The organism is Amycolatopsis sp. La24, from assembly GCF_029087445.1.
Lineage (GTDB): Bacteria > Actinomycetota > Actinomycetes > Mycobacteriales > Pseudonocardiaceae > Amycolatopsis > Amycolatopsis nivea.
In genome coordinates this window covers 50,882-76,274 of the sequence record NZ_JARACH010000019.1, presented here as the reverse complement: position 1 = coordinate 76,274, position 25,393 = coordinate 50,882, and the positions used below count along the sequence as shown (strand labels likewise).

At 67.0% G+C, this 25,393-nt stretch carries 22 protein-coding genes; 15 read left to right on the top strand and 7 right to left on the bottom strand.

What is annotated here, in order from left to right; genetic code table 11:
* Positions 1 to 31: 31 nt before the first annotated feature.
* A complete protein-coding gene (locus PUT80_RS19655) occupies positions 32 to 1,456 on the bottom strand; it encodes a short-chain fatty acyl-CoA regulator family protein (protein WP_275293053.1) in 1,425 nt (474 codons plus the stop codon).
* A 229-nt stretch (positions 1,457 to 1,685) separates the two neighbouring features.
* Between PUT80_RS19655 and aceA the strand changes: the two genes are divergently transcribed.
* The 6 genes from aceA (at position 1,686) to PUT80_RS19625 (ending at position 7,837) form a co-directional block, all read left to right on the top strand.
* Positions 1,686 to 2,975 carry an isocitrate lyase gene (aceA, locus tag PUT80_RS19650; RefSeq protein WP_037811829.1) on the top strand — a complete coding sequence of 430 codons (1,290 nt, stop codon included), beginning with the start codon at positions 1,686 to 1,688 and terminating at the stop codon, positions 2,973 to 2,975.
* A 70-nt stretch (positions 2,976 to 3,045) separates the two neighbouring features.
* Positions 3,046 to 4,650, top strand: a complete 1,605-nt coding sequence (gene aceB / locus PUT80_RS19645; protein ID WP_037811828.1) for a malate synthase A — start codon at positions 3,046 to 3,048, stop codon at positions 4,648 to 4,650.
* 842 nt (positions 4,651 to 5,492) lie between these two features.
* Positions 5,493 to 5,810, top strand: a complete 318-nt coding sequence (locus tag PUT80_RS19640) for a multidrug efflux SMR transporter (RefSeq protein WP_037811827.1) — start codon at positions 5,493 to 5,495, stop codon at positions 5,808 to 5,810.
* A gap of 34 nt (positions 5,811 to 5,844) precedes the next feature.
* Positions 5,845 to 6,249 (top strand): multidrug efflux SMR transporter, encoded by a 405-nt coding sequence (locus tag PUT80_RS19635; protein ID WP_051728875.1) that lies wholly within the window; start codon positions 5,845 to 5,847, stop codon positions 6,247 to 6,249.
* Between the two features lie 132 nt (positions 6,250 to 6,381).
* Positions 6,382 to 7,173 carry an alpha/beta hydrolase gene (locus PUT80_RS19630; RefSeq protein ID WP_275293052.1) on the top strand — a complete coding sequence of 264 codons (792 nt, stop codon included), beginning with the start codon at positions 6,382 to 6,384 and terminating at the stop codon, positions 7,171 to 7,173.
* Between the two features lie 202 nt (positions 7,174 to 7,375).
* Positions 7,376 to 7,837 carry a MarR family transcriptional regulator gene (locus PUT80_RS19625; RefSeq protein WP_107051012.1) on the top strand — a complete coding sequence of 154 codons (462 nt, stop codon included), beginning with the start codon at positions 7,376 to 7,378 and terminating at the stop codon, positions 7,835 to 7,837.
* A 68-nt stretch (positions 7,838 to 7,905) separates the two neighbouring features.
* Here PUT80_RS19625 and PUT80_RS19620 read toward each other — a convergent pair whose 3' ends face one another.
* On the bottom strand, positions 7,906 to 9,159 hold the full coding sequence (locus PUT80_RS19620; RefSeq protein WP_037811824.1) for a glycosyltransferase family 4 protein: 1,254 nt from the start codon (positions 9,157 to 9,159) through the stop codon (positions 7,906 to 7,908).
* A gap of 530 nt (positions 9,160 to 9,689) precedes the next feature.
* Here PUT80_RS19620 and PUT80_RS19615 point away from each other — a divergent pair.
* Positions 9,690 to 11,504 carry a sugar-binding domain-containing protein gene (locus tag PUT80_RS19615; protein ID WP_275293051.1) on the top strand — a complete coding sequence of 605 codons (1,815 nt, stop codon included), beginning with the start codon at positions 9,690 to 9,692 and terminating at the stop codon, positions 11,502 to 11,504.
* A gap of 500 nt (positions 11,505 to 12,004) precedes the next feature.
* Here the strand turns inward: PUT80_RS19615 and PUT80_RS19610 are convergent, their stop codons facing one another.
* Genes PUT80_RS19610 through PUT80_RS19600 form a run of 3 tightly spaced genes read right to left on the bottom strand, consistent with a single transcriptional unit; the run spans position 12,005 to position 14,813 of the window.
* A complete protein-coding gene (locus PUT80_RS19610) occupies positions 12,005 to 12,496 on the bottom strand; it encodes a glutathione peroxidase (RefSeq protein WP_037811822.1) in 492 nt (163 codons plus the stop codon).
* A gap of 17 nt (positions 12,497 to 12,513) precedes the next feature.
* Positions 12,514 to 14,043 (bottom strand): glycoside hydrolase family 57 protein, encoded by a 1,530-nt coding sequence (locus tag PUT80_RS19605; protein WP_037811821.1) that lies wholly within the window; start codon positions 14,041 to 14,043, stop codon positions 12,514 to 12,516.
* Positions 14,040 to 14,813, bottom strand: a complete 774-nt coding sequence (locus PUT80_RS19600) for a class I SAM-dependent methyltransferase (RefSeq protein WP_037811820.1) — start codon at positions 14,811 to 14,813, stop codon at positions 14,040 to 14,042. Before PUT80_RS19600 ends, PUT80_RS19605 begins: the two co-directional genes overlap by 4 nt.
* A gap of 53 nt (positions 14,814 to 14,866) precedes the next feature.
* On the opposite strand from PUT80_RS19600, the gene PUT80_RS19595 reads away from it, so the two are divergent.
* Positions 14,867 to 15,298 (top strand): hypothetical protein, encoded by a 432-nt coding sequence (locus PUT80_RS19595; protein ID WP_037811819.1) that lies wholly within the window; start codon positions 14,867 to 14,869, stop codon positions 15,296 to 15,298.
* Here the strand turns inward: PUT80_RS19595 and PUT80_RS19590 are convergent.
* Complete coding sequence (locus PUT80_RS19590) at positions 15,276 to 16,115, bottom strand: DegV family protein (protein WP_043839119.1); 840 nt, start codon at positions 16,113 to 16,115, stop codon at positions 15,276 to 15,278. The genes PUT80_RS19595 and PUT80_RS19590 overlap by 23 nt on opposite strands.
* Positions 16,116 to 16,358: 243 nt before the next feature.
* Here PUT80_RS19590 and PUT80_RS19585 point away from each other — a divergent pair, with 243 nt between their 5' ends.
* The 4 genes from PUT80_RS19585 to PUT80_RS19570 all read left to right on the top strand — a co-directional run bounded on the left by PUT80_RS19585 (position 16,359) and on the right by PUT80_RS19570 (position 19,976).
* Positions 16,359 to 17,144 carry an electron transfer flavoprotein subunit beta/FixA family protein gene (locus tag PUT80_RS19585; RefSeq protein ID WP_037811817.1) on the top strand — a complete coding sequence of 262 codons (786 nt, stop codon included), beginning with the start codon at positions 16,359 to 16,361 and terminating at the stop codon, positions 17,142 to 17,144.
* 28 nt (positions 17,145 to 17,172) lie between these two features.
* Entirely contained in the window at positions 17,173 to 18,132 is a 960-nt protein-coding gene (locus tag PUT80_RS19580; protein ID WP_037811816.1) for an electron transfer flavoprotein subunit alpha/FixB family protein, read from the top strand.
* Positions 18,133 to 18,309: 177 nt separating this feature from the next.
* On the top strand, positions 18,310 to 19,092 hold the full coding sequence (locus tag PUT80_RS19575; RefSeq protein ID WP_043839115.1) for a GNAT family N-acyltransferase: 783 nt from the start codon (positions 18,310 to 18,312) through the stop codon (positions 19,090 to 19,092).
* On the top strand, positions 19,089 to 19,976 hold the full coding sequence (locus PUT80_RS19570) for a lysophospholipid acyltransferase family protein (RefSeq protein WP_275293050.1): 888 nt from the start codon (positions 19,089 to 19,091) through the stop codon (positions 19,974 to 19,976). Before PUT80_RS19575 ends, PUT80_RS19570 begins: the two co-directional genes overlap by 4 nt.
* Before the next feature lie 426 nt (positions 19,977 to 20,402).
* Here PUT80_RS19570 and PUT80_RS19565 read toward each other — a convergent pair whose 3' ends face one another.
* Complete coding sequence (locus tag PUT80_RS19565) at positions 20,403 to 21,308, bottom strand: NADP-dependent oxidoreductase (RefSeq protein WP_275293049.1); 906 nt, start codon at positions 21,306 to 21,308, stop codon at positions 20,403 to 20,405.
* A gap of 357 nt (positions 21,309 to 21,665) precedes the next feature.
* On the opposite strand from PUT80_RS19565, the gene PUT80_RS19560 reads away from it, so the two are divergent.
* The 3 genes from PUT80_RS19560 (at position 21,666) to mnmA (ending at position 25,390) form a co-directional block, all read left to right on the top strand.
* A complete protein-coding gene (locus PUT80_RS19560; RefSeq protein ID WP_275293048.1) occupies positions 21,666 to 23,030 on the top strand; it encodes an MFS transporter in 1,365 nt (454 codons plus the stop codon).
* A 64-nt stretch (positions 23,031 to 23,094) separates the two neighbouring features.
* Complete coding sequence (locus tag PUT80_RS19555; RefSeq protein ID WP_275293047.1) at positions 23,095 to 24,291, top strand: cysteine desulfurase family protein; 1,197 nt, start codon at positions 23,095 to 23,097, stop codon at positions 24,289 to 24,291.
* Positions 24,292 to 24,295: 4 nt separating this feature from the next.
* Positions 24,296 to 25,390, top strand: a complete 1,095-nt coding sequence (mnmA, locus tag PUT80_RS19550; protein ID WP_275293046.1) for a tRNA 2-thiouridine(34) synthase MnmA — start codon at positions 24,296 to 24,298, stop codon at positions 25,388 to 25,390.
* Positions 25,391 to 25,393 lie beyond the last annotated feature (3 nt).

Genomic DNA, 25,393 nt, shown 5'->3' with positions numbered 1-25,393 from the left:
ACGTCCGGGGCACTCACGTCACTGGCCGCGTTCACGTCTTCGGCACCGCCGGGTACGGGACGAAGGTGCTGGTGTTTTCGTCCACCGTGAGCGGTTTGCCGATCGCCGGAAACGCGCGTTGCGAACACGCGGGCCGGTCGCACACCTTGCACCCCATGCCGATCGGCGTCGCGGCGGCGGGTTCGTCCAGGTCAAGGCCGGTCGAGTAGATCAGCCGGCCAGCGTGCCGCAGCTCACAGCCGAGGCCGACGGTGAACGTCTTGCCCGGGCTGCCGTACCCGCCGATATTGCGTGACACCGTCCGCGCGACCCAGAAGTACCGCTTGCCGTCCGGCAGCGCCGCGATCTGCGTGAGGATCTTGCCAGGGGAGGTGAAGGCCTCGTAGATGTTCCACAACGGGCAAGCGCCGCCGACGCGCGAGAAGTGGAAACCCGCCGCTGACTGGCGTTTCGACATGTTCCCGGCCCGGTCGACGCGCACGAACGAGAACGGCACGCCGCGCTGTTTTGGCCGCTGAAGAGTCGACAGCCGGTGGCACGTCGTCTCGAATCCGACGCCGAAGTGGTCGCAAAGACGCTCGATGTCGTACCGGAACTCCTCGGCCGCGGCCAGGAACGGGCTGTACGGCAGGATCAGCGCGCCCGCGAAGTAGTTAGCCAGGCCGACGCGCGCGAGCGTCCGCGCGGCCGGGCCGGAAAACGCCCACGAATCGGCGAGTTCGGTGATCAGATCGTCGTATTCCAGCAACGCGATCTGGGACGCCATCCGGAACGCCTGCTGTCCGACCCGGAGGCTCGGCGCCAGCCGCAACACTCGCGTCGCCGGCTCGTACCGATGCTGTTCACCTGCGGATTCGTTGATGCCCTCGTTCGTCACGCCGACGCCGTAGCGCTGCCACAGCCGTTCCTTGAGCGACCCCAGCACCGACCCGCGCCGCAGCGGGATCTGCGCGGCCATCCGCTCGGCCCGCTCGTCCAGTTCGGCGACGTAGTTCTCCCGCTCGTAGAAGAAGTCGCGGACCTCCTCGTGCGGCAGCGGCGCGGCGGCGCTCCCGTGCAGGCCGAGGCCGTTTTCCGTGGTCAGCGCGGCCGTGCTCTCGACCGCGTTGCGGTAGCTGCGATGCAGTTTCACCAGCGCCTGGGCGATGGACGGCAAGTTGCTGGCCAGGTCGTTCAGTTCGCTCGTGGTCGCTTCGACGCCGACAGCCTCGTCGAGCAGCGCTTCCTTCACATCGGCGACGAGCCGCGAGGTGTCGTTGTTGGCGAAAAACTCCGTGTCGACGCCGAATGCCTGCGTGATCCGCAGCAGCACCGGCACGGTCAGCGGGCGCGAGTTGTGTTCGATCTGATTGAGGTAACTGGGTGAGATCTCGAGCACACGGGCGAGATCCGCCTGGCTCATCGACCGGCTTTCGCGCAGATGCCGCAGCCGCGCCCCGGCGAAAGTTTTGTCCATGAGTGCTCCGTCCGGCCGGAAGGTTTCCGGGCCTGAACGATTACGTGAACGATCAAGCCCGCGAATTTTCGGTGTGGTTGCGAACAGCAGATTCGCAACCTTTGCAACATGCTAGGCAATCTTCGCAGAAATTGGCAAATTGGAGCAGTAGACCGAGTTTTCCCGCTCGTGTCAGGGTCGTGACCAGGCAAGGCGAGCAATCGCAAACTTCGCAACACGGGAGAGTCCGATGACCGAGCAGGCCAATCAGCTCGAGCAGGCGGCGGCCGAGCTGGCCGAGCAGTGGAAGACCGACCCCCGCTGGGCGGGTGTCCAGCGGACCTACTCCGCCGCCGACGTGGTGAAGCTTCGCGGTTCTGTCGTCGAAGAGCACACCCTCGCCCGCCGCGGCGCCGAGAAGCTGTGGGAGCTGCTGCACAGCGAGGACTACGTCCACGCGCTGGGCGCGCTCACCGGCAACCAGGCCGTGCAGCAGGTGCGCGCCGGCCTGAAGGCCATCTACCTGTCCGGCTGGCAGGTCGCCGCCGACGCCAACCTCGCCGGCCAGACCTACCCGGACCAGAGCCTCTACCCGGCCAACTCGGTCCCGGCCGTCGTCCGCCGCATCAACAACGCGCTGGGCCGCGCCGACCAGATCAACTGGGCCGAGGGCAACGGCGACATCGACTGGTTCGCCCCGATCGTCGCCGACGCGGAAGCCGGCTTCGGCGGTCCGCTGAACGCGTTCGAGCTGATGAAGGGCATGATCGCGGCCGGTGCCGCGGGCGTGCACTGGGAAGACCAGCTCGCGTCCGAGAAGAAGTGCGGCCACCTCGGCGGCAAGGTCCTCATCCCGACCAAGCAGCACGAGCGCACCCTGAACGCCGCCCGTCTCGCCGCCGACGTGCTGAACGTGCCGTCCCTGGTCGTCGCCCGCACCGACGCGCAGGCCGCGACCCTGCTGACCAGCGACGTCGACGAGCGCGACCGCAAGTACCTCACCGGCGGCCGTACCTCCGAAGGCTTCTACGAGGTCAACAACGGCATCGAGCCGTGCATCGACCGCGGCCTGGCCTACGCGCAGTACGCCGACCTGCTGTGGATGGAGACCTCCACGCCGGACCTCGAGGTCGCCCGCAAGTACGCCGAGGCGATCAAGGCGCAGTACCCGGACCAGATGCTGGCCTACAACTGCTCGCCGTCGTTCAACTGGAAGAAGCACCTCGACGACGACACCATCGCGCGGTTCCAGCGCGAGCTCGGCGCCATGGGCTACAAGTTCCAGTTCATCACGCTGGCCGGTTTCCACGCGCTGAACTACTCGATGTTCGACCTGGCGCACGGCTACGCCCGCAACGGCATGAGCGCCTACGTCGACCTGCAGGAGCGCGAGTTCGCTTCGGAGGAGCGCGGCTACACCGCGACGAAGCACCAGCGCGAGGTCGGCACCGGCTGGTTCGACCTGGTGTCCACCGCGCTGAACCCGGAGAGCTCGACCACCGCGCTCAAGGGTTCGACTGAAGAAGACCAGTTCCACTGACGCACCCCGCGGGCCGGCGATTCCGGTCGCCGGCCCGCCCCTTCCCTTTCCCCCTTCGCGGAGGTACGAGATGGCTGACACGTTGAACACCCGCATCGAGGTCACCGGGCCCGCCGATGGCCGCTTCGCCGAGATCCTCACCCCGGCAGCACTGGACTTCGTAGCCAAACTCGACAACACCTTCGCCGGACGCCGCCGCGAACTCCTCGACGAGCGCCGCCGCCGTCGCGAGCGGCTGCAGTCGGGGGAGGAGCAGCTGGACTTCCTGCCCGAAACCCGGTCGATCCGGTCGGACGAGAGCTGGCACATCGCCCCCGTCGCGCCCGGTCTGGAGGACCGCCGCGTCGAGATCACCGGCCCGACCGACCGGAAGATGACGGTCAACGCGCTCAACTCCGGCGCGAAGGTGTGGCTGGCGGACTTCGAGGACGCGACGTCGCCGACCTGGCACAACGTCGTCGACGGCCAGCTCAACCTGTTCGACGCCATCCGCCGCAACATCGACTTCACCACCGAGGCCGGCAAGCGCTACACGATCGGCGACGACCCGGCGACGATCGTCGCCCGCCCCCGCGGCTGGCACCTGGTCGAGAAGCACATCCGCATCGACGGCCGCCCGGTTTCGGCGAGCCTCGTGGACTTCGGCCTGTACTTCTTCCACAACGCCCGGCAGCTTTTGGCGCGCGGCAGCGGCCCGTACTTCTACCTGCCGAAGCTGGAAAGCCACCAGGAAGCGCGCCTGTGGAACGACGTGTTCCTGCTGGCGCAGAAGGAACTCGGCATCCCGCGCGGCACCATCCGCGCGACCGTGCTGATCGAGACGATCACCGCGGCCTTCGAGATGGACGAGATCCTCTACGAACTCCGCGAGCACGCGGCCGGCCTGAACGCCGGACGGTGGGACTACATCTTCAGCGTCATCAAGAACTTCTCCGCGCACGGCGCCGACTTCGTGCTGCCGGACCGTGCCCAGGTGACGATGACGGTCCCCTTCATGCGCGCCTACACCGAACTGCTCGTCAGCACCTGCCACCGCCGCGGGGCCCACGCGATCGGCGGGATGGCCGCGTTCATCCCGAGCAAGGACCCGGTCACCAACGAGAACGCGCTCGAGAAGGTCCGCCAGGACAAGGAACGCGAGGCCGGCGACGGCTTCGACGGCTCCTGGGTCGCGCACCCCGGCCTGGTCCCGGTGTGCCGCGAGGTGTTCGACCAGGTGCTCGGCGGCTGGCCGAACCAGCTCGGCAAGCTGCGTGAAGACGTGACTGTCGACGCTTCGGACCTGCTCGACGTCGCAAGCGCCGGCGGCGAGGTCACCGAAGCGGGCGTGCGGGCGAACATCAATGTCGCCCTCCGCTACATCGACTCCTGGCTGCGAGGCACCGGCGCCGCGGCGATCCACAACCTCATGGAGGACGCCGCGACGGCGGAGATCGCGCGGTGCCAGGTGTGGCAGTGGATCCGCAACGGCACGAAGCTCGAGGACGGCACGGCGCTGACCCACGAGCTGGCCGTCGAATTCCTGGACGACGAACTGACGAAGGTCCGCACGGACCTCGGCTCGTCGGCCCGCCTCGACGACGCCCGCGCGATCTTCACCGAGACCGCCCTCGGCGAGAAGCTGCCGAGCTTCCTCACGACTGTCGCCTACGCCCGCTACCTGACCGAGCGGTGACAGGCTCCGGTCGCCAGTGACCTGACCACCGGCGACCGGTTACCCAGCACCACATTTTGGGATGGTGCAGGGGACGGGTCCGGTGGCGGAGGCTCCCCGCCACCGGACCCGGGTCTTTCCGGACCCGCGCTCCTTCGCTGTTGAGCGGCGAGGGGCGCGGGTTTTCGGCTTCGCGGGTTTTCGATGCTTCGGGCTTGGCCGTGGCTTGGCTTCTCGCTCACTTCCGCACGCACGCTGCCCGAACCCCGGGTGCTGTTCGGGTCGGCGGTGTCGTGGCCGCTCAGTGGCGAACCCCGCGTACGCCCCAGGTCGCGCTTGATCTCGCCTCTCGTCGCGGATCAAGCCGATCACCGCTGCCAGTTCGACCGCGTTACCCAGTTCGGACCCGCGCTCCAGCCCCGACGCCCGATGTCGCCGAGTCCCTGACACGCCCGCGCCGGATGGATTTCGCCCGCTCTCTTCAACCGGTCTCCAGCCCCTTGACCACGCTCAGCCATCGCTCCTCGAACGGCCTATCCCACGGAGATCTCGGCTCCTAACCCGGTCCGCCCGATAACGCGAACGAGCTGCGCCGATCTGCCCGACTCCGCCGTCGCCCGGCCGAACCACCGTTGCCGCTCAATGGCGAATGCCTGGTAGACGCCCATTTCAAGCCTTCGATCGCCCTCCTGGCCACGACGGCTCCCTTCCGCGGCAGGCACCCGAAGCCGCGCCGTCCAACTGCCGAACACACCTTGCCTATTTGATTCGACATACATATATTGCACATGTAACTACCTGGGGGAGCGTCGCCGGCGAGGGTGCCGGGCAGCTTCCGATCTGACTCGCATCCGGAGAAACCCATGCATTGGCTTTACCTCGGCATCGCTGTGCTCTTCGAGATCGCCTTCGCGCTCGGAGCCAACGCCACGGACGGGTTCACCAAGCTGTGGCCGTCGGTGTTCACGCTGGTCATGGCGGCCGGCGGCATCTTCTTCCTCAGCCGGGCCCTGCTGACCCTCGACGTCGGCGTCGGCTACGCGATCTGGACCGGTCTCGGCTCGGTGGGCATCGTGCTGCTGGGCGCGCTGATCTTCAAAGAGAAGCTCAACTGGCGCAAGCTCATCGGCTTCGGCCTGGTGATCTGCGGCATCATCGGTCTCCAGCTAACCGGTGCCTGACGCTCCTCTTCCCGCTCCCGAAAGGATTTCCGCCGTGTCCGTTCAGCCCGAAGCAGCACCAGCCATCACACCGGAGAGTACGCAGACTAATCGCCGAGCATGGGGCATCCTTCTCTTCGCCGGAGTCTGCGAAATCGCGTTCGCCGTCAGCACGGACGGCAGCCGAGGCTTCACCAACCTGCCGTGGTCGATCGCCACGGTGATTACGGCCGCCGCAACGATTTTCACGCTCAGCCTGGCCTTGCGCACCATCGACGTCGGCGTCGGCTACGCGGTCTGGACGGGTATCGGCGCGAGCGGCGCCGCGATCTTCGGCGCGATCATCTTCGGCGAAAGTCTGGGACCGCTGCGCATCCTGTTCCTGGCAGTGATCATCACCGGCGTCATCTGCCTCAAACTCGCCGGCGGATCCACCGATTCGGCGAAGGCTGACGACTGACCGTATCCAGCCCGACGTCCCGCCAAATCCGCCAGTTGGCAGCGAATCTGCCTAACTCTGGCGGCGGGCACCGTCAGCACGTTTTCGTCACTACGCTGCACCATTGCTTGCGACGAACCTGGAGGCCAGCCAATGCCGATGGCGACCGTCAACGACCGCCCGCTCTTCTTCGCCGACACCGGGGGAGACGGACCGGTCTTGCTCCTGGGACACGGCTACTTCCTGGACCACTCAACGTTCTCGCCGCAAGCAGCGGTGCTCGCGCCCACGTGGCGCCTGATCACCTGGGACGCCCGCGGCCACGGGCAAACCCCGGATGACGACCCCGGCACCTCATACACCTATTGGGACCAAGCCCGAGACGCGCTCGGCCTGCTCGACCACCTGGGCATCGAACGCGCCGTCGCAGGCGGACTGTCCCAAGGCGGATTCACCGCGCTACGAATCGCTTTGCTGGCACCCGAACGGGTCGCAGGCCTGGTGCTCTGGGACACCGAAGCAACACCGTGCGACCCAGCCGACAAAGCAGCCTACGGCGGCATGTTCGCCGCATTGCGCGAGTACGGACCAATCGATGACCTCATCGTACCGTTGTCGACACAGCTGCTCGGAGAATCCGACCTGCGTGACGAGTTGCGCGCACGATGGCGTGCCGAACCCGCACTGCCGCTAGGCCCAGCCGCGCACTGCCTGCTGGAACGAGACGACGTCTCGTCCCGACTGAACGAAATCACCTGCCCGGCGTTGCTGATGTGGGGCGAGCAAGACGTTTCCCTTCCGCGCGACCGTATGGACCTGCTGAGCGAACGCCTCCCGAACGCCGGCGAGGTGCACGTAATCCGCGGCGCGGCCCACACCCCAACTCTGACTCATCCAGAGCAGGTCAACCCGTTGCTGCAACAGTTCCTGCAGACGCTGGCCTGACCGGTACCACCGAGCGGCCGAGACTGCTTGCGCAGCCCGAAACCCCGAATTCTCCCACCTCCCAGCGCCATGCAGACCACCGCGATCTCCGGACGTGAGAGGCTTGACGAACGCACAATTGCATGCACGCACATGTGCTATACAAGAGGTCTCGGCGTCACTTCTCGACGCTGGACAAGGCTTTGCCGGAGAGGTCGTTCGCGTGACCACCACACCTGCCCCTGGCCGCAAGCAGGCCGGGGCGAAACTCACCACTCTCGGCGCGATGTGGCCTCGCATGATGGCCCTTCGCAGCCGCATCGACCATGAGGTCGAGCAAGCCTTGCAACGGCAGCTCCACCTGGGCTTCTCGGAATTCGTCGCCCTGATGTCGCTGGCCGATCGCCCCGACGGTGAACTCCGCATGCAGGAGCTCGCGGACGCGACATCACTCAACCAGAGCTCCGCGACCCGCCTGGTGGGCCGGCTCGAGCGGACCGGTCTGACCGAACGACGTCTCTGCGAATACGACCGCCGAGGCGTCTACACCGGAATCACCGACGCCGGACGAGCCACGTTGCGCAAAGCCGTCCCGGTCTACGAAGCAGCCTTGGCGAACGCTTTCGACCGCGTGGCAGCGGACCCCGATTACCGCGACCTCATCGCCGCCGTCGATCCCCGCTGAAAGCGCTCTGACCAGGTATTCGCCACTGAACGGCGAATCTCGCCGACCACCTGCGACCAGCGTTTAACTTACACCTCGAACGCATTGCCAGTCGCGATCTTCGGCCGTCCCAACTCTACCGGTTCGCCGACCCGAGCCCGCCGATAAACCTCGACGGTCGCCTCAGCGATCCGTCCCCAGTCGAAGTCCGCGCCCAGCCGGGCCTGTGCTGCACGCGCGCGCCGGGTCGCAGCCGGGACGTCGCTCAAGACAGTCGTCACGGATGAGGCGAGACCCGCGACGTCACCTGGCGCGAAGGCCAAGCCGGTCTCCCCGTCGATGACAACCTCGCCGAGCCCGCCCGCGGTCGACGCCACCAACGGCGCTTTCGCGGCAGCAGCCTCCAGCGCGACAATCCCGAACGGCTCATACCGGCTCGGCAGCACGACCGCATCGGCCGCAGCGAGGAGAGCTCGCAGGTCGCGGTCGGAAAGATGACCGACGAAGTCCACCGCCCGGCGAATCCGCAGCTTTCGAGCCTGCGCGACGAGTTCGTCGTGATGTCGCCCTTTACCGGCGACGACCACCCGAGTCCCCGGAAACCGTCGGCGGATCCGGGGCAGCGCGGCCAGCAGGTCTTGCACGCCTTTTTCCCACTCAAGCCGGCCGAAGAACAGCAGGAACGGAGCCCCGTCCGGGCTGTGCTGCTCCCGCATCCTCGCGACCTCGCTGGACGACACGCGCCAGCTGCGCCCCTCGATGCCGTTGTGGATCACCGCGACGTCAGCAGGGTCGATCTCGAAGAGGTGCGCGACCTCCTTGCGCATGGCCTGCGAACAGGTGATCACCGCGTCGGCGCGGTTGGCCAGCCACCATTCGACCGAATGCACCTGCTGGTTGAGCGGATGCGACAGCCACCCCGAATGCCGGCCCGCTTCGGTCGCGTGGATCGTCCCGACGAGCGGCACCCGGGCAGCCTCGGCGACCGCGATCGCCGGATGCGTGACCAGCCAGTCGTGGGCATGGACGACGTCGGGTTGCCACGTGCGGAGCAAATCCTGCGCCGCCCGGATCATGGCGTGGCCCATGGCGAGCGTCCACGCGACGAGATCCCGCTCGAAAGTCAGGTGCATCGGATCCTCCGCCACGCGGACGACCCGGACCCCCTCGATGACCCGATCGCTGCGCGGATGAGTCGAGGCGTCGGTGCCCGCGGTGTGCCGGCAGAGGACGACGACGTCGTGGCCCTGCTGCGCGAGGTGCCTCGCCAGCGCGTGAACGTGCCGGGCCAGCCCGCCGATGACCACCGGCGGGTACTCCCAGGACAACATCAGCACGCGCATGGCCCGAGGTTACTCGCCAGTCGCTTACCCCGGGGCGGCCGCCCGAACGACCGGCGGAAAGCCTCGCCTTCTGCTGGCGAAAAAGTGCCTGAGCAGGCAAGAACGAGCTGGTCAGAGCGTTTCGCCAAAAAACGGCAAAAGGTCCGCGCAGCCGCTCCGACGGCTCGCGACCACCGCATCCCCGCAGCTCAGCACCCCGCCGCGGTCCGCAGGGAGCACCAGGCCGAATACATACGTTCCTGCTGCAGCCACCCACCGCGACCAGCAACCCTCACGCGCCGCGGCACGCCTACTGCGCCCGCGGGCGAAGCGCGCTGACGAGCTGCTGACCAGCGATTAGCCACTCAGTGGCGATGAGGTTGTCGACGGCATCTCCACCGTCTCGCCGGGGGACCCCCCACCGAGGACCAGTTGCCAGCCAGCGACCACCGACAGCCGACATGACCGTCGCGCAGGGCCTGGGTCGTCGGCTGCCCAGGTGGCGCCCAAGCCATGCCGCGGAACGCGATTCTCTGCCACCATGACCAGTGATGACTCCAACAGAGCCCGAATGGCAGCGAGCGGATCCGCCACTGACCACCCCGTGGACCGACCGAGTCGACCCGGCCGCGGTGCTGCCCGAGTACCCACGCCCCCAGCTCCGCCGGCCGGAATGGCTGAGCCTCAACGGCGTCTGGGAGTACGCAGGATGGCCCGCTTCGCCCGCGGAGCCGCGCCCTGTCGGGTACAGCGAGCGCATCCTGGTTCCCTTCGCGCCGGAATCGGCGCTCTCCGGAATCGGCCGACGCGACGAAGTGCTCTGGTATCGGCGGTTGTTCGAGGTTCCGCAAAGCTGGCGCGGGCGACGGGTGTTGCTGCATTTCGGTGCAGTCGACCAGAAAGCCGAGGTTCGGGTCAACAACCAGACGGTGGTCACCCATCAGGGCGGGTACACGTCGTTCTCCGCGGACATCACAGACGCGCTCCGTGCATCGGGACCGCAGGAAATTACCGTTCGCGCAGAGGACCGGACGGACATCGAGCCGTACCCGATCGGCAAGCAGCGCAACGAACCTGGCGGTATCTGCTACACCCCGACGTCGGGAATCTGGCAGACCGTCTGGGTCGAGCCGGTGCCGAACGAGCGCGTTTCCTTCCTCGAAATCACCTCGGACCTATCAGGCGTCTCTGTGTTCCCGCAGGTCACCGGTGGCGCTCAAGTGGAGCTGATCGTTTCGCCGCCAAACGGCGACGAGGCAGTACGCGTTCGGAGCTCCGCCGGCGCGCGGCTGCGAGCCAACCTTCCGGAACCGCATCCGTGGTCTCCCGACGATCCGTTTCTCTACGACATCACCGTCCGGCTTCTCGATGCGCACGGTGATGTATTGGACGAAGTCGCCAGTTATTGCGGCCTGCGAACGGTAGAAATCGTCCCGGATGTCGACGGACAGCCACGGATCGCTGTGAACGGCCGGATCACCTTCCTGCACGGACCACTCGACCAGGGCTACTGGCCGGACGGCGGTTACACCGCGCCGACAGACGAGGCGCTCCGGTTCGATCTGGAGAAGACGACGGAACTCGGGTTCAACCTGGTCCGCAAGCACGTCAAGGTCGAACCCGCGCGCTGGTACTACTGGGCGGACCGGCTGGGTTTGGCGGTCTGGCAGGACATGCCGTCACTGGTCGTCTCGTTCGCCGGACCGCCCGGGCACGCGCCGGATCCGCTGCCCGAAGGACAACAACGGTTCGAGGCCGAACTGCGGGAAATGGTCGCGCAGCTGAGCAACGTCACGTCGATCGTCGCCTGGGTGCCGTTCAACGAAGGCTGGGGAGAATTCGACACTGCCCGGATTGCCGCGCTCGTAAAGGAACTCGACCCGACTCGGCTGGTGATCGCCAACAGCGGCGTGAACTGCTGTTTCTCTCGCCCCGACACTGGTGCTGGCGACATCTACGACGACCACACCTACGTCGGGCCAGGGGAGCCGCACGAGGGGGACCATCGCGCCCTGGTGGACGGTGAATACGGCGGCCTGGGCTTGGTGCTCGACGACCACATTTGGCCAGGTCCGCCCAACGCCTACGAAATGACGGCGGATTCCACGCATCTCACTCGCCGGTACGCGGAGGTGAGTGAACGCCTCGAACGGTTGGTTTCCGATCTGGGGTTGTCCGGCGCGATCTATACTCAGACCACTGATGTAGAGAACGAAGTGAACGGCCTCCTCACCTACGACCGCCGAGTGGAAAAGCTCGACTTCACCGACGCCGCGAACCACAACCGAGCGGTGATCGCGCGTGGTTCGTATCCCGACGTGAAGACCGCGGCCGAACTGGCTGGCGAGGCTTCGGACAGCCGTTGACCTGCAATTCGCCGTTGAGCGGCAACGCGAGACAGGCAGCCCTGCACTGGGCTGCGGCCTGGGGGACGAACCAGGCCGACTTGCGATTCGCCGCTCACTGGCGACGAACTGGCCAACGGTGTTTCGAAGCTGCCAGGGTTTCGTCCAGTTCGGACATGGCGGGTCACCGTCCACCGTGCTGTGCCGACGTCACTGCCGAATTAGCCTTTGAACGGCGACGGCATCCTCGGTCGTGGCACCGGCCTGACGTTGTGGTGCGCGGTGACGTCCACTCGTGGCGACTTATGGCGCTGGTCGTCAGTCGCCGATAAGTGGCGACACCACCGCGGACAAGCAGAGGTGAGGAACGCCGGATCTTTCGCCACTGAGCGGCAACGGCAGCAAACGGCTAGCGCTGTCTCCTTGGGAAGCCAGCCGCCTCGGCGTTTGCCAGCAGTTGCCGAAAAACGGCAAATGCCCTCCGGCCGCGATGAACGCTGGCCGGAGAGCAGGACCGGAGCTCAAGCAGGCAGCGCCGCTTCGATCGCCGCGACGATCGTCTCGTCTTCGGGCTCCGTGCGCGGCCGGAAGCGACCGAGCACCTTGCCGTCCGGGCTGATCAGGAACTTCTCGAAGTTCCACTGCACGTCACCGGCTTCGCCGTCCGCGTCGGGAGTTTCCGTGATGCTCGCGTAGAGCGGGTGCCGGTCTTCGCCGTTGACGTCGACCTTTTCGAACAGCGGGAAAGACACACCGTACGTGGTGGAGCAGAACGTCTGGATCTCCTCCGCCGTGCCTGGCTCCTGACCGGCGAACTGGTTGCAGGGGAACCCGACGACCGAGAAGCCCTTGTCGCCGTAGCGTTCTTGCAGGCGTTCCAGGCCGGTGTACTGCGGCGTCAACCCGCACTTCGACGCCACATTCACCACGAGCAGCGTCTTGCCGGCCAGCGGTCCGCCAAGAGTGGCGTCTTCGCCAGACAGAGTCTTGAGGGGCAGGTCGCGGATTCCCATGGAGTTCCTTTCGATCGTCATGCGCGAGGACGCCGCAGGGTGCGCGCGTCCAGATGTCCGAACGGGCCGTCGGCCCGGCGGTATTCCTCGGCCAGGGCGAGCGCGCGAGAGCGATCTCCGCTGCGCAGCAACCCTGCCAAGGCGTCGAACCGCTCGGTGTGCACACGAGCGCGCCGGCGGGCGTAGTCGGCGGCGGAGTCTTTGGTGACCATGAACGCCCAGTCGCTGGACAGTGCCATCATCGCCTCGGCGACGGCCTGATCGGCAACGGCGTCGCGAGTGGTCCCATCCTGCTTATCGACCAGGTCGAGCAGGCGGGCCTGCAGTGCGGTGTTGTCCTGCACCATGTCCGCGACCTGCTCGCCGTCCCATACACGCCAGTCCTTGCCGGAACCCCATGAGGATGCGGGCAGCTGGACCGGTTCGCCTAGGTGGCCAGCCTCGAGCGCGCCGCGCAACGTGGTCACCCGGACGCCTGCTTCGGGCAGTGCGCGCAGGATTCCTTCGAGCCACGCGGGCCCTTCGTGCCACCAATGTCCGAAGAGTTCCGTGTCGTATGCCGCAACCACTAGCGACTCGCGGCCATGTTGCTCGCGGAGAGACCTCAACCGCGCGACGACTGTCTCGACGAAATCCTTGACGTGCGAACCTAGAACGTCTGCGGCGAGCGCAGGATCGTATGGAGCTTTGTCTTGTGGCTCAACGGTTTTTCCGGTGACGCGCGACGCCTTCAGTCCGACTTCATGTGCCCAGGTGTGGAAATCCCGATACGCGGCATGGCCTGGATAGCCGGCTTTCGGCGACCAAACCCGGTAGGTGACTTCGAGATCGCGGCCGAAGCAGACGACGTCGGAGTCTCCGACGGGATGCGCGGCCGAAGTGTCACCATGGAGTGAAGGGCCGTCGACAAGGAAGCGTCGCACACCGGCATCGTGATAATCTTGTTCCATCCCCGGTGCGTAACCACATTCAGGTGCCCAAATACCTTCTTGTGCGCGGCCGATGCGCAGCGCAGTGTCCTCGAGCCCGGCCTGGAGAGCGAACCGTCGCACTCGCTGATCCAGGAGCGGCTGGAACGGATGCGCCAGCGGCCCGCCGAGCAGTTCGATCGTGTCACTGTCCACAAGCGACCGAAGGACGGGCGAGAAACCGTGCCGCCAGCGCGTTTCCAGCTCTTCGGTGGCGTGCATCGCGGCCTGGTGCTCGGCGGCGGCCAGGTCGCGCAGCAATGGATCGCCGTGCCAGAGCGTCGATGCGTGCTGCGTGCGCAGCTGCCAATGGCCGATCCAGTCGTGGCAGGCGCGGATGGCGTACGGATCGTCGAGCTGTGCGGCGAGAACCGGCGTCATGCCGAGTGTCAGGACGTCGCGTCGCCCCTCAGCGGCGAATCGGCGCAGCAGGTCGACGACCGGCAGGTACGAATGTGTCCACGCCTGGTACAGCCACTCCTCGCCGACCGGCCAGCTGCCATGGTGCGGCAGCCATGGCAGGTGGCTGTGCAGGACGAGGCAGAACGTGCCTTCGTGGGCGGGATTCCGGGCGCTCACGGGCGCACCGCCACGGCCACCAGGTCGAGGCTCGCGTCCAGGTCGTCACTGTGGACGGCGAAATCGTCGGCCCGGATCGCTGCGACGTCCGCGAGGAGGTCGGCGGGCCAGGCGGCCTGCCCGGGGAGCGAACCCATGACGACGTCTAGTTGGGCGTCGATGATCGAGCCGCCGTAACGGGTTTCCATGGTGCGCAGGGATTCCGCATGGTGCAGCCCGTTCAGCGCCGCCACGGTGAACCCGGCTGCGCGCAGCAAGTCGTCCATTTCGGACGGTGCCAGTTCGCGCGTGTGGAACGGGTTGAGCGGGGTGTCGCTGTCCGGCGTGAAAGTTAGTCGGTTCGGGGTCGTGACCAGCAGTTTTCCGCCCGGGCGCAGGACCCGGAAGCATTCGGCGAGGAAACCGTCCTGGTCCCAGAGGTGCTCGATCACCTGGAAGTTCGCCACCACGTCGACCGCGCCGTCCTGCAACGGGAGGTACGCCAGGTTCGCGCGCGCGACGTCGACACTTGGGTACCGGCGTGCAACGTGCTCGGTGGTCGGTACGTCGTAGTCCAGTGCGAGCACTCGCCGGGCATGCTGGGCGATGAGCCCGGCGCCGTAGCCCTCGCCGCAGCCGGCTTCGAGCACCGTCGCGTCGGTGCAGTGGGGGAGGAGGGCGAGGTACGCGGCTTCATGGCGGCGGAACCAGTAATTTTCCTCGGGGATGCCGGGGACGGTCCGTTCGCCGGTGAGGTGCAGTGCCTCGGCCCGGGTGGCTGCGTTGGTCACCTGCGCGACCCTAGCGCCTGTCACGTTTCGCGCAGCCGTCTCGTTCCAGCGGTATGCAACGGACGATCACGCGCATCCTCCTGATCCTGCTCGGTCTCTACACCCTGGTGCAGGGGCTGTGGCCGCTGCTCGACCCGATGGGGTTTTACCAGGACTTTCCCGGTTTCCGGCATGGCTGGGTCTCCATGGACGGGCCCTACAACGAGCACTTCATCATCGATTTCGGCGGCCTCAGCCTGGCGCTCGGCGCGATGCTGGTGGGCGCTGCCGTGATGGGCACCACAGCTGTCGCGAGGCTGGTGGCGATCGCGGCGTTGCTGTTCGCCGTCCCGCACCTCGTCTACCACGCGGGTCACGTCGGGCACTATCCGCAGCTCGACCAGGTGCTCATCATTGGCGGGCTCGCGGTGACGGTCCTGCTGCCGCTCGTGGTGCTTGTGGTCCCGGGGCGGCGAATCGAGATCAGTTCGACGGCGACACCGTGATGCTGAGCGCACCCGGGCCGACGTGAGCGCCGATCACGGTGCTTGCGTCGCCCACCACGATCTCGCCCGCGCCCGGCACGCGTTCCCGCAGCCGCCGGACGATCTCGTTCTCGTCAGAGCCGAACCGGGTCACCGCGAGGTCCACCGGCTGGTCGCCCGCGGCCTTCACCGCCAGGTCGACGAGCCGGTTCATCGCTCGTTTAGTGCCGGGAACGCGGGCGAGCGGGCTCACTTCTCCATTGCGGACGGTGAGCAGCGGCTTGATCGCGAACGCACTTCCGAGCATCGACTGGGCAGCGCCGATCCGTCCTGATCGCCGCAGGTACTCGAGCGTGTCGACATAGATCAGTTCGGTCGAGTTGCGCACTCGTCGTTCCGCGGCGTCCAACACCCGTTCGAGCTGTCCGCCGGCCCCGGCGACCCGGGCGGCGGACACCGCTGCGTAGCCGAGACTCATGCTCGCCGTCCCGCTGTCGAGGATGTGCACCGGAATCCGGACCTGCTGGGCGGCTTCGCGGGCGGCTTCGACGGTCTGCGAAAGCCGTCCGGAGATGTGCAGGCTCACGATGGCGGACGCGCCGGCGGAGGCCGCGTCCTGGTAGCTCCAGAAGAACGCGCCCGGATCCGGCGGCGAAGTCGTGACGGCCGCGCCGGATTTCATCGTCTGGATGAGCTCGCTCCGGTCGAAGCGGTGCTCGTCGTCCGTCTGGTCGCCGACATGCAGCTGGACCTGGACGACACTGATTCGCCACTGAGCGGCGAGTTGCTCGGGCAGGCACGAGGTCGAGTCGGTGACTACGGCGATGTGCGCGGACATGGTGCCGGAGCGTAACCCCTAACGGCCTACTGCGAGTAAGTGACCGTTGCTCCGATCGGGCGAGCGGCGCGCTGGAAGGGCTAACCGGCCAACTACTGGGACGATGGTCCCATTAGATTGCTCATCCAGGTGAATGCCGTCACCTCGAGGGGTCCGGCCGCGGAATTGCCCCTAATCTACCGCTCAGTAGAGCACTGTCCCGCGGCCGAGAGCCGGCCCCAACCGGGAGGTCGAAGAAGACCCATGACGAACATCGTTGTCCTGGTCAAGCAGGTACCGGACACCTACTCGGAGCGGAAGCTCTCCGGTTCCGACAACACCCTTGACCGCGAATCCGCCGACGCCGTGCTCGACGAGATCAACGAGAAGGCCGTCGAAGAGGCCCTCAAGATCAAGGAAGCCGGCGAGGGCGAAGTCACCGTGATCTCGGTCGGCCCGGACCGCGCGACCGACGCGATCCGCAAGGCGCTCTCCATGGGCGCCGACAAGGCCATCCACGTCTCCGACGAGGCGCTGCACGGCTCCGACGCGATCGCCACCGCGAAGGTCATCGCCGCCGCCGTCGGCAAGGTCGAGGGCTTCGACCTGATCCTGGCCGGCAACGAGGCGTCCGACGGCCGCGGCGCTGCCGTGCCCGCGATCCTCGCCGAGCTGCTCGGCGTGCCGCAGCTGACCTATGTGCGTCAGCTGACCGTCGAGGGCTCCGCCGTGAAGGCCGACCGCGAGACCGAAGACGGCATCACCCACCTCGAGGCGAACCTGCCGGCGCTGGTGAGCGTGAGCGAGAAGATCAACGAGCCGCGCTACCCGTCGTTCAAGGGCATCATGGCCGCGAAGAAGAAGCCGGTCGAGACGCTGACCATCGCCGACCTGGGCATCGACGCGGGCGAGGTCGGCCTCGCCAACGCGTGGTCGACGGTCGTCGAGGCCTCGCCGAAGCCGCCGCGCACCGCGGGCGAGAAGGTCGAGGACGAGGGCGACGGCGGCTCGAAGGTCGCTGAGTACCTGGTCGCGCAGAAGCTCATCTGAGACACGGTTTCGAGGAGGATTCCGGAAAATGGCTGAAGTACTCGTCCTCGTCGACCACGTCGACGGTGATGTCAAGAAGGTCACGCTCGAGCTGCTGACCGCTGCGCGCGCCCTCGGCGAGCCCTCCGCCGTCGTGGTGGGCCCGACCGGCACCGCGGCGAAGGCCAAGGAAGCGCTCGCCGGCCACGGCGCGGCGAAGGTGTACGTCGCCGAGGGCGACGACGCCGCCGGTTACCTGGTGACGCCGAAGGTCGACGTGCTCGCGAAGCTGGCCGAGCAGGTCTCCCCGGCCGCGGTGCTCGTCGCCGCTAGCGCCGAGGGCAAGGAGGTGGCCGCGCGGGTCGCGCTGCGGCTGGGCTCCGGTCTGCTCTACGACGCGGTCGGCGTGAACGCTGACGGCACCGTGGACCAGTCCATCTTCGGTGGGGCGTTCTCCGTCAAGGCCAAGGCCGCCAAGGGCGCGCCGGTCGTGTCGGTGCGTCCGGGCGCGGTCGAGGCGGAGGCCGCCGACGGCGCGGCCGCCGAGGAGACCGTCGAGATCCCGGCGCAGGACCCGGCGAAGTCCGCCAAGATCACCGGCATCGAGCCGGTCGTCGGCGGCGACCGGCCGGAGCTGACCGAGGCGTCGATCGTCGTGTCCGGTGGCCGCGGCGTCGGCTCGGCGGAGAAGTTCGACGTCGTGGAGAAGCTGGCCGACTCGCTCGGCGCGGCTGTCGGCGCGTCCCGTGCGGCCGTCGACTCCGGCTACTACCCAGCGCAGTTCCAGGTCGGCCAGACCGGCAAGACGGTGTCGCCGCAGCTGTACATCGCGCTCGGCATCTCCGGCGCGATCCAGCACCGCGCCGGCATGCAGACCTCGAAGACGATCATCGCGGTCAACAAGGATGCCGAGGCCCCGATCTTCGAGATCGCCGACTTCGGTGTGGTGGGCGACCTGTTCAACGTCGCGCCGCAGCTGACCGACGCGGTCGACAAGCGCAAGGGCTGACGTTTTCTTTTCGCTCGGAAGGCCGTCGCGTGCTCGCCACGCGGCGGCCTTCCGCGTTCTCCGGAAGCTTCCCAGCTGCCTGAGAGGAACCTGAGAACCCGCAATTAACTCAACGTGCACTGACCGGTCATCGATTGGCACTCTCCGAGGCCGCTTACCGGCAGGTACACCTTGACCATGACGTCGTCACAGCTCCTCGTCAGTACTGATCAGGCGGGTGCCGACCTTCCCGCAGGCGCTCCGCGGTATTCGCTTCTGGTCGCCAACGGGAACGATGAAGTGCTCGCCGCACAGAAACTGCGATACCGGGTTTTCGCCGAGGAGATGGGGGCGGAACTGCATTCCCCGGAGCCCGGCCGGGACGTCGACTACTTCGACGAATTCTGCGACCACCTCGTCGTCCGCGACGACAACACCGGCGAGATCGTCGGCTGCTATCGCATGCTTCCGCCGGAGCGCGCCGCGCAGGCTGGAAAGCTTTATTCGGACAGCGAATTCGACCTGACGACGCTCGCCGCCCTGCGGCCGTCCTTGGTCGAGACCGGACGGTCTTGCGTCCACCCCGACCACCGCAGCGGTGCCGTCGTGAGCCTGGTGTGGGCCGGGATCGCGCGCTACATGCTCCTTTCCGGACACCGCTATCTCGCCGGATGCGCTTCGGTCCCGATCAACGACGGCGGCAGCTATGCCGCGGGCGTCTGGGATGTCTTGCGCACCAAGCATCACGCCGACGACTCGTTGCGCGTCTCGCCGTTGACGCCCTGGGAACCGGGCGCGATCCCACGTCCCGACCGGGCCATGCTTCCGCCGCTCATCAAGGGCTACGTGCGGCTCGGTGCCAAAGTGTGCGGCCCGCCGGCTCTCGACGCCGACTTCGGGGTCGCGGACTTTTTCGTCCTTCTTGATCTGCAGCAGGTCGACGAGCGGTACTTGAAGTTCTTCCTCGGGGCGCAAGGATGAGCCACGCATGGATGCCGACGTCACCCTGCGGTGACGGTTGCCTCACCGAGGGCGCACCGACGGTCGGTCTGCCTCGACGGAGTTTGCGTTTCCTCGCGGCGGTTTCAGTGGTCTTCGCGGCGCTGCTTCTCGCGCCGGCGTTGCTGGTGATCCGCGGCCGGAGCCGGGAACGCTTGGTGCGCCGGATCTTCCGGGCAGTGCTGAGGGCGTTCGGCGTGCGGATGTCCGTAGTCGGCGGCGCGGACTTCCTCGCCGCTCCCGCGGGTCGAGGTGCGCTCGTGGTGAACAACCACATCTCGTGGCTGGACATCATCGCGATCAACGCGCTGCGCCCGATGCGCGCCCTCGCGAAGATCGAGATCGCCTCCTGGCCGATCCTAGGGACGCTTGTCCGTCGCGGCGGCAGCATTTTCCTGGACCGCAACCGTTTGCGCGCTCTGCCGGACACCATGTCCGAACTTGCCGACAGCCTCCGCGCGGGCGCGCTCGTCAACGTGACCCCCGAGGGCACCACCTGGTGCGGCCTGGCCTCCGGCCGCTTCACGACGGCCACCTTCCAAGCCGCGATCGACGGCGGTGTTCCGGTCCGGCCGATCGCCCTCCGCTACCGCCTCGCCGATGGCCGCGAAACCAGTCAGCCGGCGTTCATCGGACCGGAGTCGCTCATCGCGTCTTTACGCCGGGTCGCCGCGCTGCGCGGCCTGGTGCTGGAAGTGCATGTGTGCCCGGAGATCGCTCCCGGCCGCGCAGAGGACCGCCGTTCGCTGGCCGCCCTTGCCGAAGCGGCTGTCCACTCGGCCCTCGGCACAGTCCGCATCCCGCCGCAGCGTCGTCGCCGGGTTCTCGTCGGCCGCCCTGCGGATTCCCAGCCGGTTGCGCACTGACGAACCCCCTGGTCACGGGGCCGCGGAGGGGAGTTGCCGTTTTTTGGCGACACCTTCTCCGCGGCTCCCAGCCCAGCCGCGGTTAGCCTTTCGGCTGACAGTGGACCAGCCCATTTCGCCACTCAACGGCGACAGCCGCCCGACTCGCCTCACCGCCGGATGGCTACCCGCTCGTCGCCTGTAACCGCCACCTCGCCATCCGCCACTCGCCTCCCAGCGGCGAATCACTCAGGTCGGCGCGCCTAATTTCCGCGACTCGCATCTGTCGCCGCTGAATGGCAACAGTCGCGTACCCTCGGCGCGGCTGCCCGCGGTGCTCAGCCTTTTCGCCACTGAGCGGCAACGGCCCACGTGCCGCGGTCGCCGTAAACCGGCAACACCAACCTGCCGAGCCGCGTCGTCCTCAAGCCTAGCCGAGGATCATGGTCAAGAAATGGCAAGAGTCAGCTTCCCGCCGGGGTGCCCGTTCCGGCTCTCCTCCTGCGCAGCTGCTGCTTCCTCCAAGGGGAATGTCTTGCCCTGCGCAATCCGCAGCCCGTTGTGTACATATCCGAGGATCTCGTTCAGGACCTCTTGTGTCTGTCCGTCCTGGCCACCAGACGAAAACGGCACTCCGAGTTCGAAAGCCGCACCGTCGGCAATGGTCACGATGCGATCCTTCGCCCCTCGGAGCTCGATCGATTCCGGCAAAACGCCATGGCCGGACGCGTCGAACACCGCATCGACCGGTCGGTCCGCCACTGCACGGACCCGCTCCAGCCACCCGTCGCCGTAACGCACCGGAATCGCGCCCAGCGCTTTCACCTCATCGAGATTGTGCTGTCCAGCCGTCCCGATTACGGTCGCGCCCAATGCGACCGCGATCTGTGTCGCGAAACGACCGACAGCGCCGCTCGCTCCGTGGACAACCAACAGTTCGCCAGCTTTGACGTCGAGCAGCCGCAACACGCGCAACGCAGTTTCGCCAGCAACCGGCAACGCAGCCGCGTCTTCCCAGGAGAGGCCGACAGGCTTGCGAACGATCGCACCGCCGAGCGCGTACTCCGCGTATCCGCCGGTCGCCGACCAGCCGAACACCTCATCTCCGACGCCGAATTCAGCACCGTCGCCCACCGCGTCGACCACTCCGGCGATCTCCAACCCCGGAATCTGCGGAGTTTTGAGCGCCGCACCGCCAGCCATCGCCCCCGAACGAATCTTCCAGTCGATCGGGTTGATCCCCGCGCGCCGGACCGCGACCCGGACCTGGCCCGGGCCAGGCTCCGGCGTCGGAACCTCGTTCAGTTGCAGCACTTCGGGCCCGCCGTACTCGGCGAAAGTGATGGCTCGCATCTCGGTTCGCACTCTCCTTCGGTCGCCGTACGTCCTACTTAAAGCCAGCCAGCATCCGGCGCATTCCGAACCGCACGCTCGATTCGCCAGTCAACGGCAAAATCCGGGCTCTGTCGCGCTCGACCACCAGCCCTGAGCCTGATCCATCGTTCTAGGCGACTGCAGCGACGTCGCCAGTTACCCGGCGTCATCAACTTCCTGTGCCGAGCGCCCCTCGCTCGGCCCGCCGCCGCATCCACGGGCTAACGCCAACCTGAGGCAACGATCCACCCTGGATGCGATCCGCCCCACTGTTCGCCCCTGAAGACCTACGGGTGGCTTGACCTCCAGAGCGCTGGAGGTTGCAAGCTTCCGATCATGAGCCAGGCCGTCGAAGCGCAGCCTCGAAAAAGTGTCCTCTGGAGTCGCGAACACCGCCTTGTCACCGTCGGGCTGTTGCTTGTGGTCACGCTGGTGGCCTTTGAAAACATGGGCGTCGCCACCGCGATGCCGACGCTGGTCGCCGAACTTCATGGTCTTGCGCTCTACTCGTGGCCGTTTACCACGTTCCTGGTGGCGAGCGTCGTCGCGACCGTCTTGTCCGGACGGCTAGGCGACCGTCGAGGTCCGGCACCAGCACTGCTAGTGGGGCCGGCGCTGTTTGCGGCAGGACTAGCTGTCGCAGGCATCGCCACGACGATGCCGATGCTCCTGGTCGGCCGAGCCCTGCAGGGCTTCGGCTCGGGATTTCTGCTGGTGTCCGTCTCGCTGCTGATCGCCCTGACGTTCACCGACCGCGAACGCCCCGTCATCTACGCGGCGAACGCGGCCGCTTGGGTCCTCCCCGCGGTCATCGGGCCATCCGTCGCCGGCGTGGTGACCGTGACGGTGGGCTGGCGATGGGTCTTCCTCGGCCTGCTTCCGCTGGTCGGGATCGGAATTGCTCTGCTCTACAAGATCACTCGCCGCTTGCCTGCCCATGTGCCGCTGCCAGCCGGACGTCGCGCGGGCGTCATCGCCGCCGTCGTCGCCGCGCTCGGCGTCGCCGCCCTGAGCTGGGCCGCCCAACACCCATCGCCTGCCGCAATCGCATACGGAACTCTGGGTCTTGTCGCGCTAGCCGTCGCACTGCGCAAACTCCTGCCTGCCGGAACGATGACCTTTCGCCCCGGACTGCCCACGGTGGTTGCCTCCCGAGCCCTGATCGCTGGCGCATACGCGGGCATGGAGGCGTACCTCCCGCTGACCATGACCGCCGTTCACGGCTACAGCCCTGCACTCGCTGGTCTGCCGCTCACCATCACCGCTCTCGGCTGGTCCGCCGCATCTGCCCTCCAAGGCCGGTTCCTCGACTGGTCCCGCGAGGCATCGCTGCGTACTGGCTTCGCACTCGTCGCGATCGGCCTGGTCGGCTTCGGCTTTGTCGCCCAACCGTGGTTCCCAGCCTGGGTGGCCTTCGCTGTTTGCGCGGTCGGCGGCGCCGGGATGGGAATCGCGATGCCCGCCATCTCAGTTCTCCTGCTGCGTTACTCCCCGGAAGGAGAGCGCGGCTTCAACACCTCCGCGATGCAGCTCGCCGACTGGGTCGGATCAGCGCTGCTCATCGGGCTCGGCGGGGTACTCCTGGCCGCCGTCGCGTCCGCCGCCCAGCCGTCCTCCGCGATGGGACTGCTCAGTATCGCCCTCGTCCTGCTGGCGCTGCTCGGCGTCCAACTCACGAGCAGGTGGCCGAAACAGGTGTGACGTGCCACTCCGCGGCCCGGGGCGAGCTTCGTCACAGGCCGCATCGGTCTACCCTGATAGAGCGATGACCTATCTCGACCATGCGGCAACGACTCCGATGCTGCCCGAAGCCATTGCGGCGATGACTGAGGCTTTGTCCACCGTGGGCAACGCCTCCGCGTTGCATTCTTCGGGCCGTCGTGCTCGGCGGGCCGTCGAGGAAGCGCGCGAAGTGATCGCCGCCGCTCTGGGCGCGCGGCCCTCGGAGATTATCTTCACCGGCGGCGGTACGGAGAGTGACAACCTCGCGGTCAAGGGCATCTTCTGGGCTCGCCACGGCGAGGACTCGGCTCGGCGGCGCATCCTTTGCAGCACGGTCGAGCATCACGCGGTCCTCGACACTGTCGAGTGGCTGGAGCAGCACTCCGACGCCGAGATCACCTGGCTCGAAGTCGACGACCAGGGCCGGGTCTCGCCGGAAACGCTCCGCGCGGCGATTGAATCGGCACCGGAGACTGTCGCCCTGGCAACGGTGATGTGGGCGAACAACGAGGTCGGCACGGTCAATCCGGTCGCCGCCCTCGCCGCGGTCTGCAACGAGTACGGCATCCCCCTGCACACCGACGCCGTCCAGGCGGTCGGTGCAATTCCGGTCGACTTCACCGCATCCGGCGCAGCCGCACTCACGCTGACCGGTCACAAGCTTGGCGGCCCGTACGGCGTCGGTGCGCTTCTTCTCGACAGGGATACGTCATGCGTGCCGGTACTCCATGGCGGTGGCCAGGAACGCAGCGTTCGTTCGGGCACTCTCGACGTCCCGGCGATTGCTGGCTTCGCTGCTGCTGTCCAAGCGGCGATCAGCAGCCGCGCGGAGTACGCCGACCGAGTTGAGAAGCTGCGCGACGAACTCGTCGCCGCGGTCTTGCGGGAGGTCCCGGACGCGATTCTTAATGGTCGCGACGGCGAGCGTTTGCCGAGCCACGCTCACTTCACCTTCCCCGGCTGCGCGGGCGACAGCCTGCTCATGCTTTTGGACGCCAAGGGCATCGAGTGCTCCACCGGCTCGGCGTGCACCGCAGGTGTCGCGCAGCCAAGCCACGTCCTCCTGGCAATGGGGGCAGACGCCGCCGCGGCTCGCGGTTCGCTCCGATTCTCGCTTGGCCACACGTCGACCCTGGACGACGTGCACACGCTGGCGCGCGAGATCGGTGGCGTCGTCATCCGTGCCCGACAGGCCGGCCTCGTCGGCATGCGCAAGCAGACCCAGAAGCAAGAGGTGTAAAGCAATGCGGGTACTGGCCGCAATGAGCGGAGGAGTCGACTCGGCCGTCGCCGCCGCGCGTGCAGTGGACGCCGGCCACGACGTCGTCGGAGTGCACCTGGCGCTTTCAGCTCAACCCGGCACGCTGCGGACAGGTTCCCGCGGCTGCTGCACCATCGAAGATTCACACGACGCCCGCCGGGCCGCGGATATCCTCGGTATCCCGTTCTACATCTGGGATTTCGCGGAGCGCTTCACCGAAGAGGTCGTTGAGACGTTTGTCGGCGAGTACGCCGCCGGCCGTACGCCCAATCCTTGCGTGACTTGCAACGAGAAGATCAAGTTCGAGGCGCTGCTTGAGAAGGCGCTCGCTCTTGGCTTCGATGCTGTCGCGACCGGTCACTATGCGCGCCTGGCGACCGTTGACGGCGAATTGGAACTTCGCCGGAGCGCGGACGAAGGCAAGGACCAGTCGTACGTACTGGCTTCACTGCAGCCAGAGCAGTTGCGTCATGCGATGTTTCCGCTGGGCGGCTCCTGGAAGTCGGATGTGCGTGCCGAGGCGGAGCAGCGCGGGCTTTCCGTCGCGCGGAAGCCGGACAGCCACGACATCTGCTTCATCCCGGATGGCGACACCAAGAAGTTCTTGGAGAAGCGACTCGGCGAACGTCCTGGCGAACTCGTCGATGCAGAGACCGGTGCGGTGCTTGGGCATCACACTGGCGTGCACGGGTTCACCGTCGGCCAGCGGAAGGGCCTCGGCATCGATGCGCCGGCCGCTGATGGGCGACCGCGGTATGTCCTTTCGCTCGAACCTGTTTCGGGCACGGTGAAGGTCGGTTCGTCGGCAGACCTCGGTGTCCACGCCATCGACGCGGACCGCCCGATCTGGCCGAGCGGACGAGCATTGGACGGGCCGACCGAATGCACCGTCCAGGTTCGCGCGCACGGAGGCATCGCCGATGCGGTCGCCGAAGTGGATGAAGACGGACAAGTCTCCATCCAACTGCGGGAGCCACTGCGCGGTGTGGCACCTGGCCAGGTCGTTGTCCTTTATCGGCAAGACGACCAGGCCGGCGACCTTGTGCTCGGGAGTGCCAATATCTCTGGCACGCGCTGATCT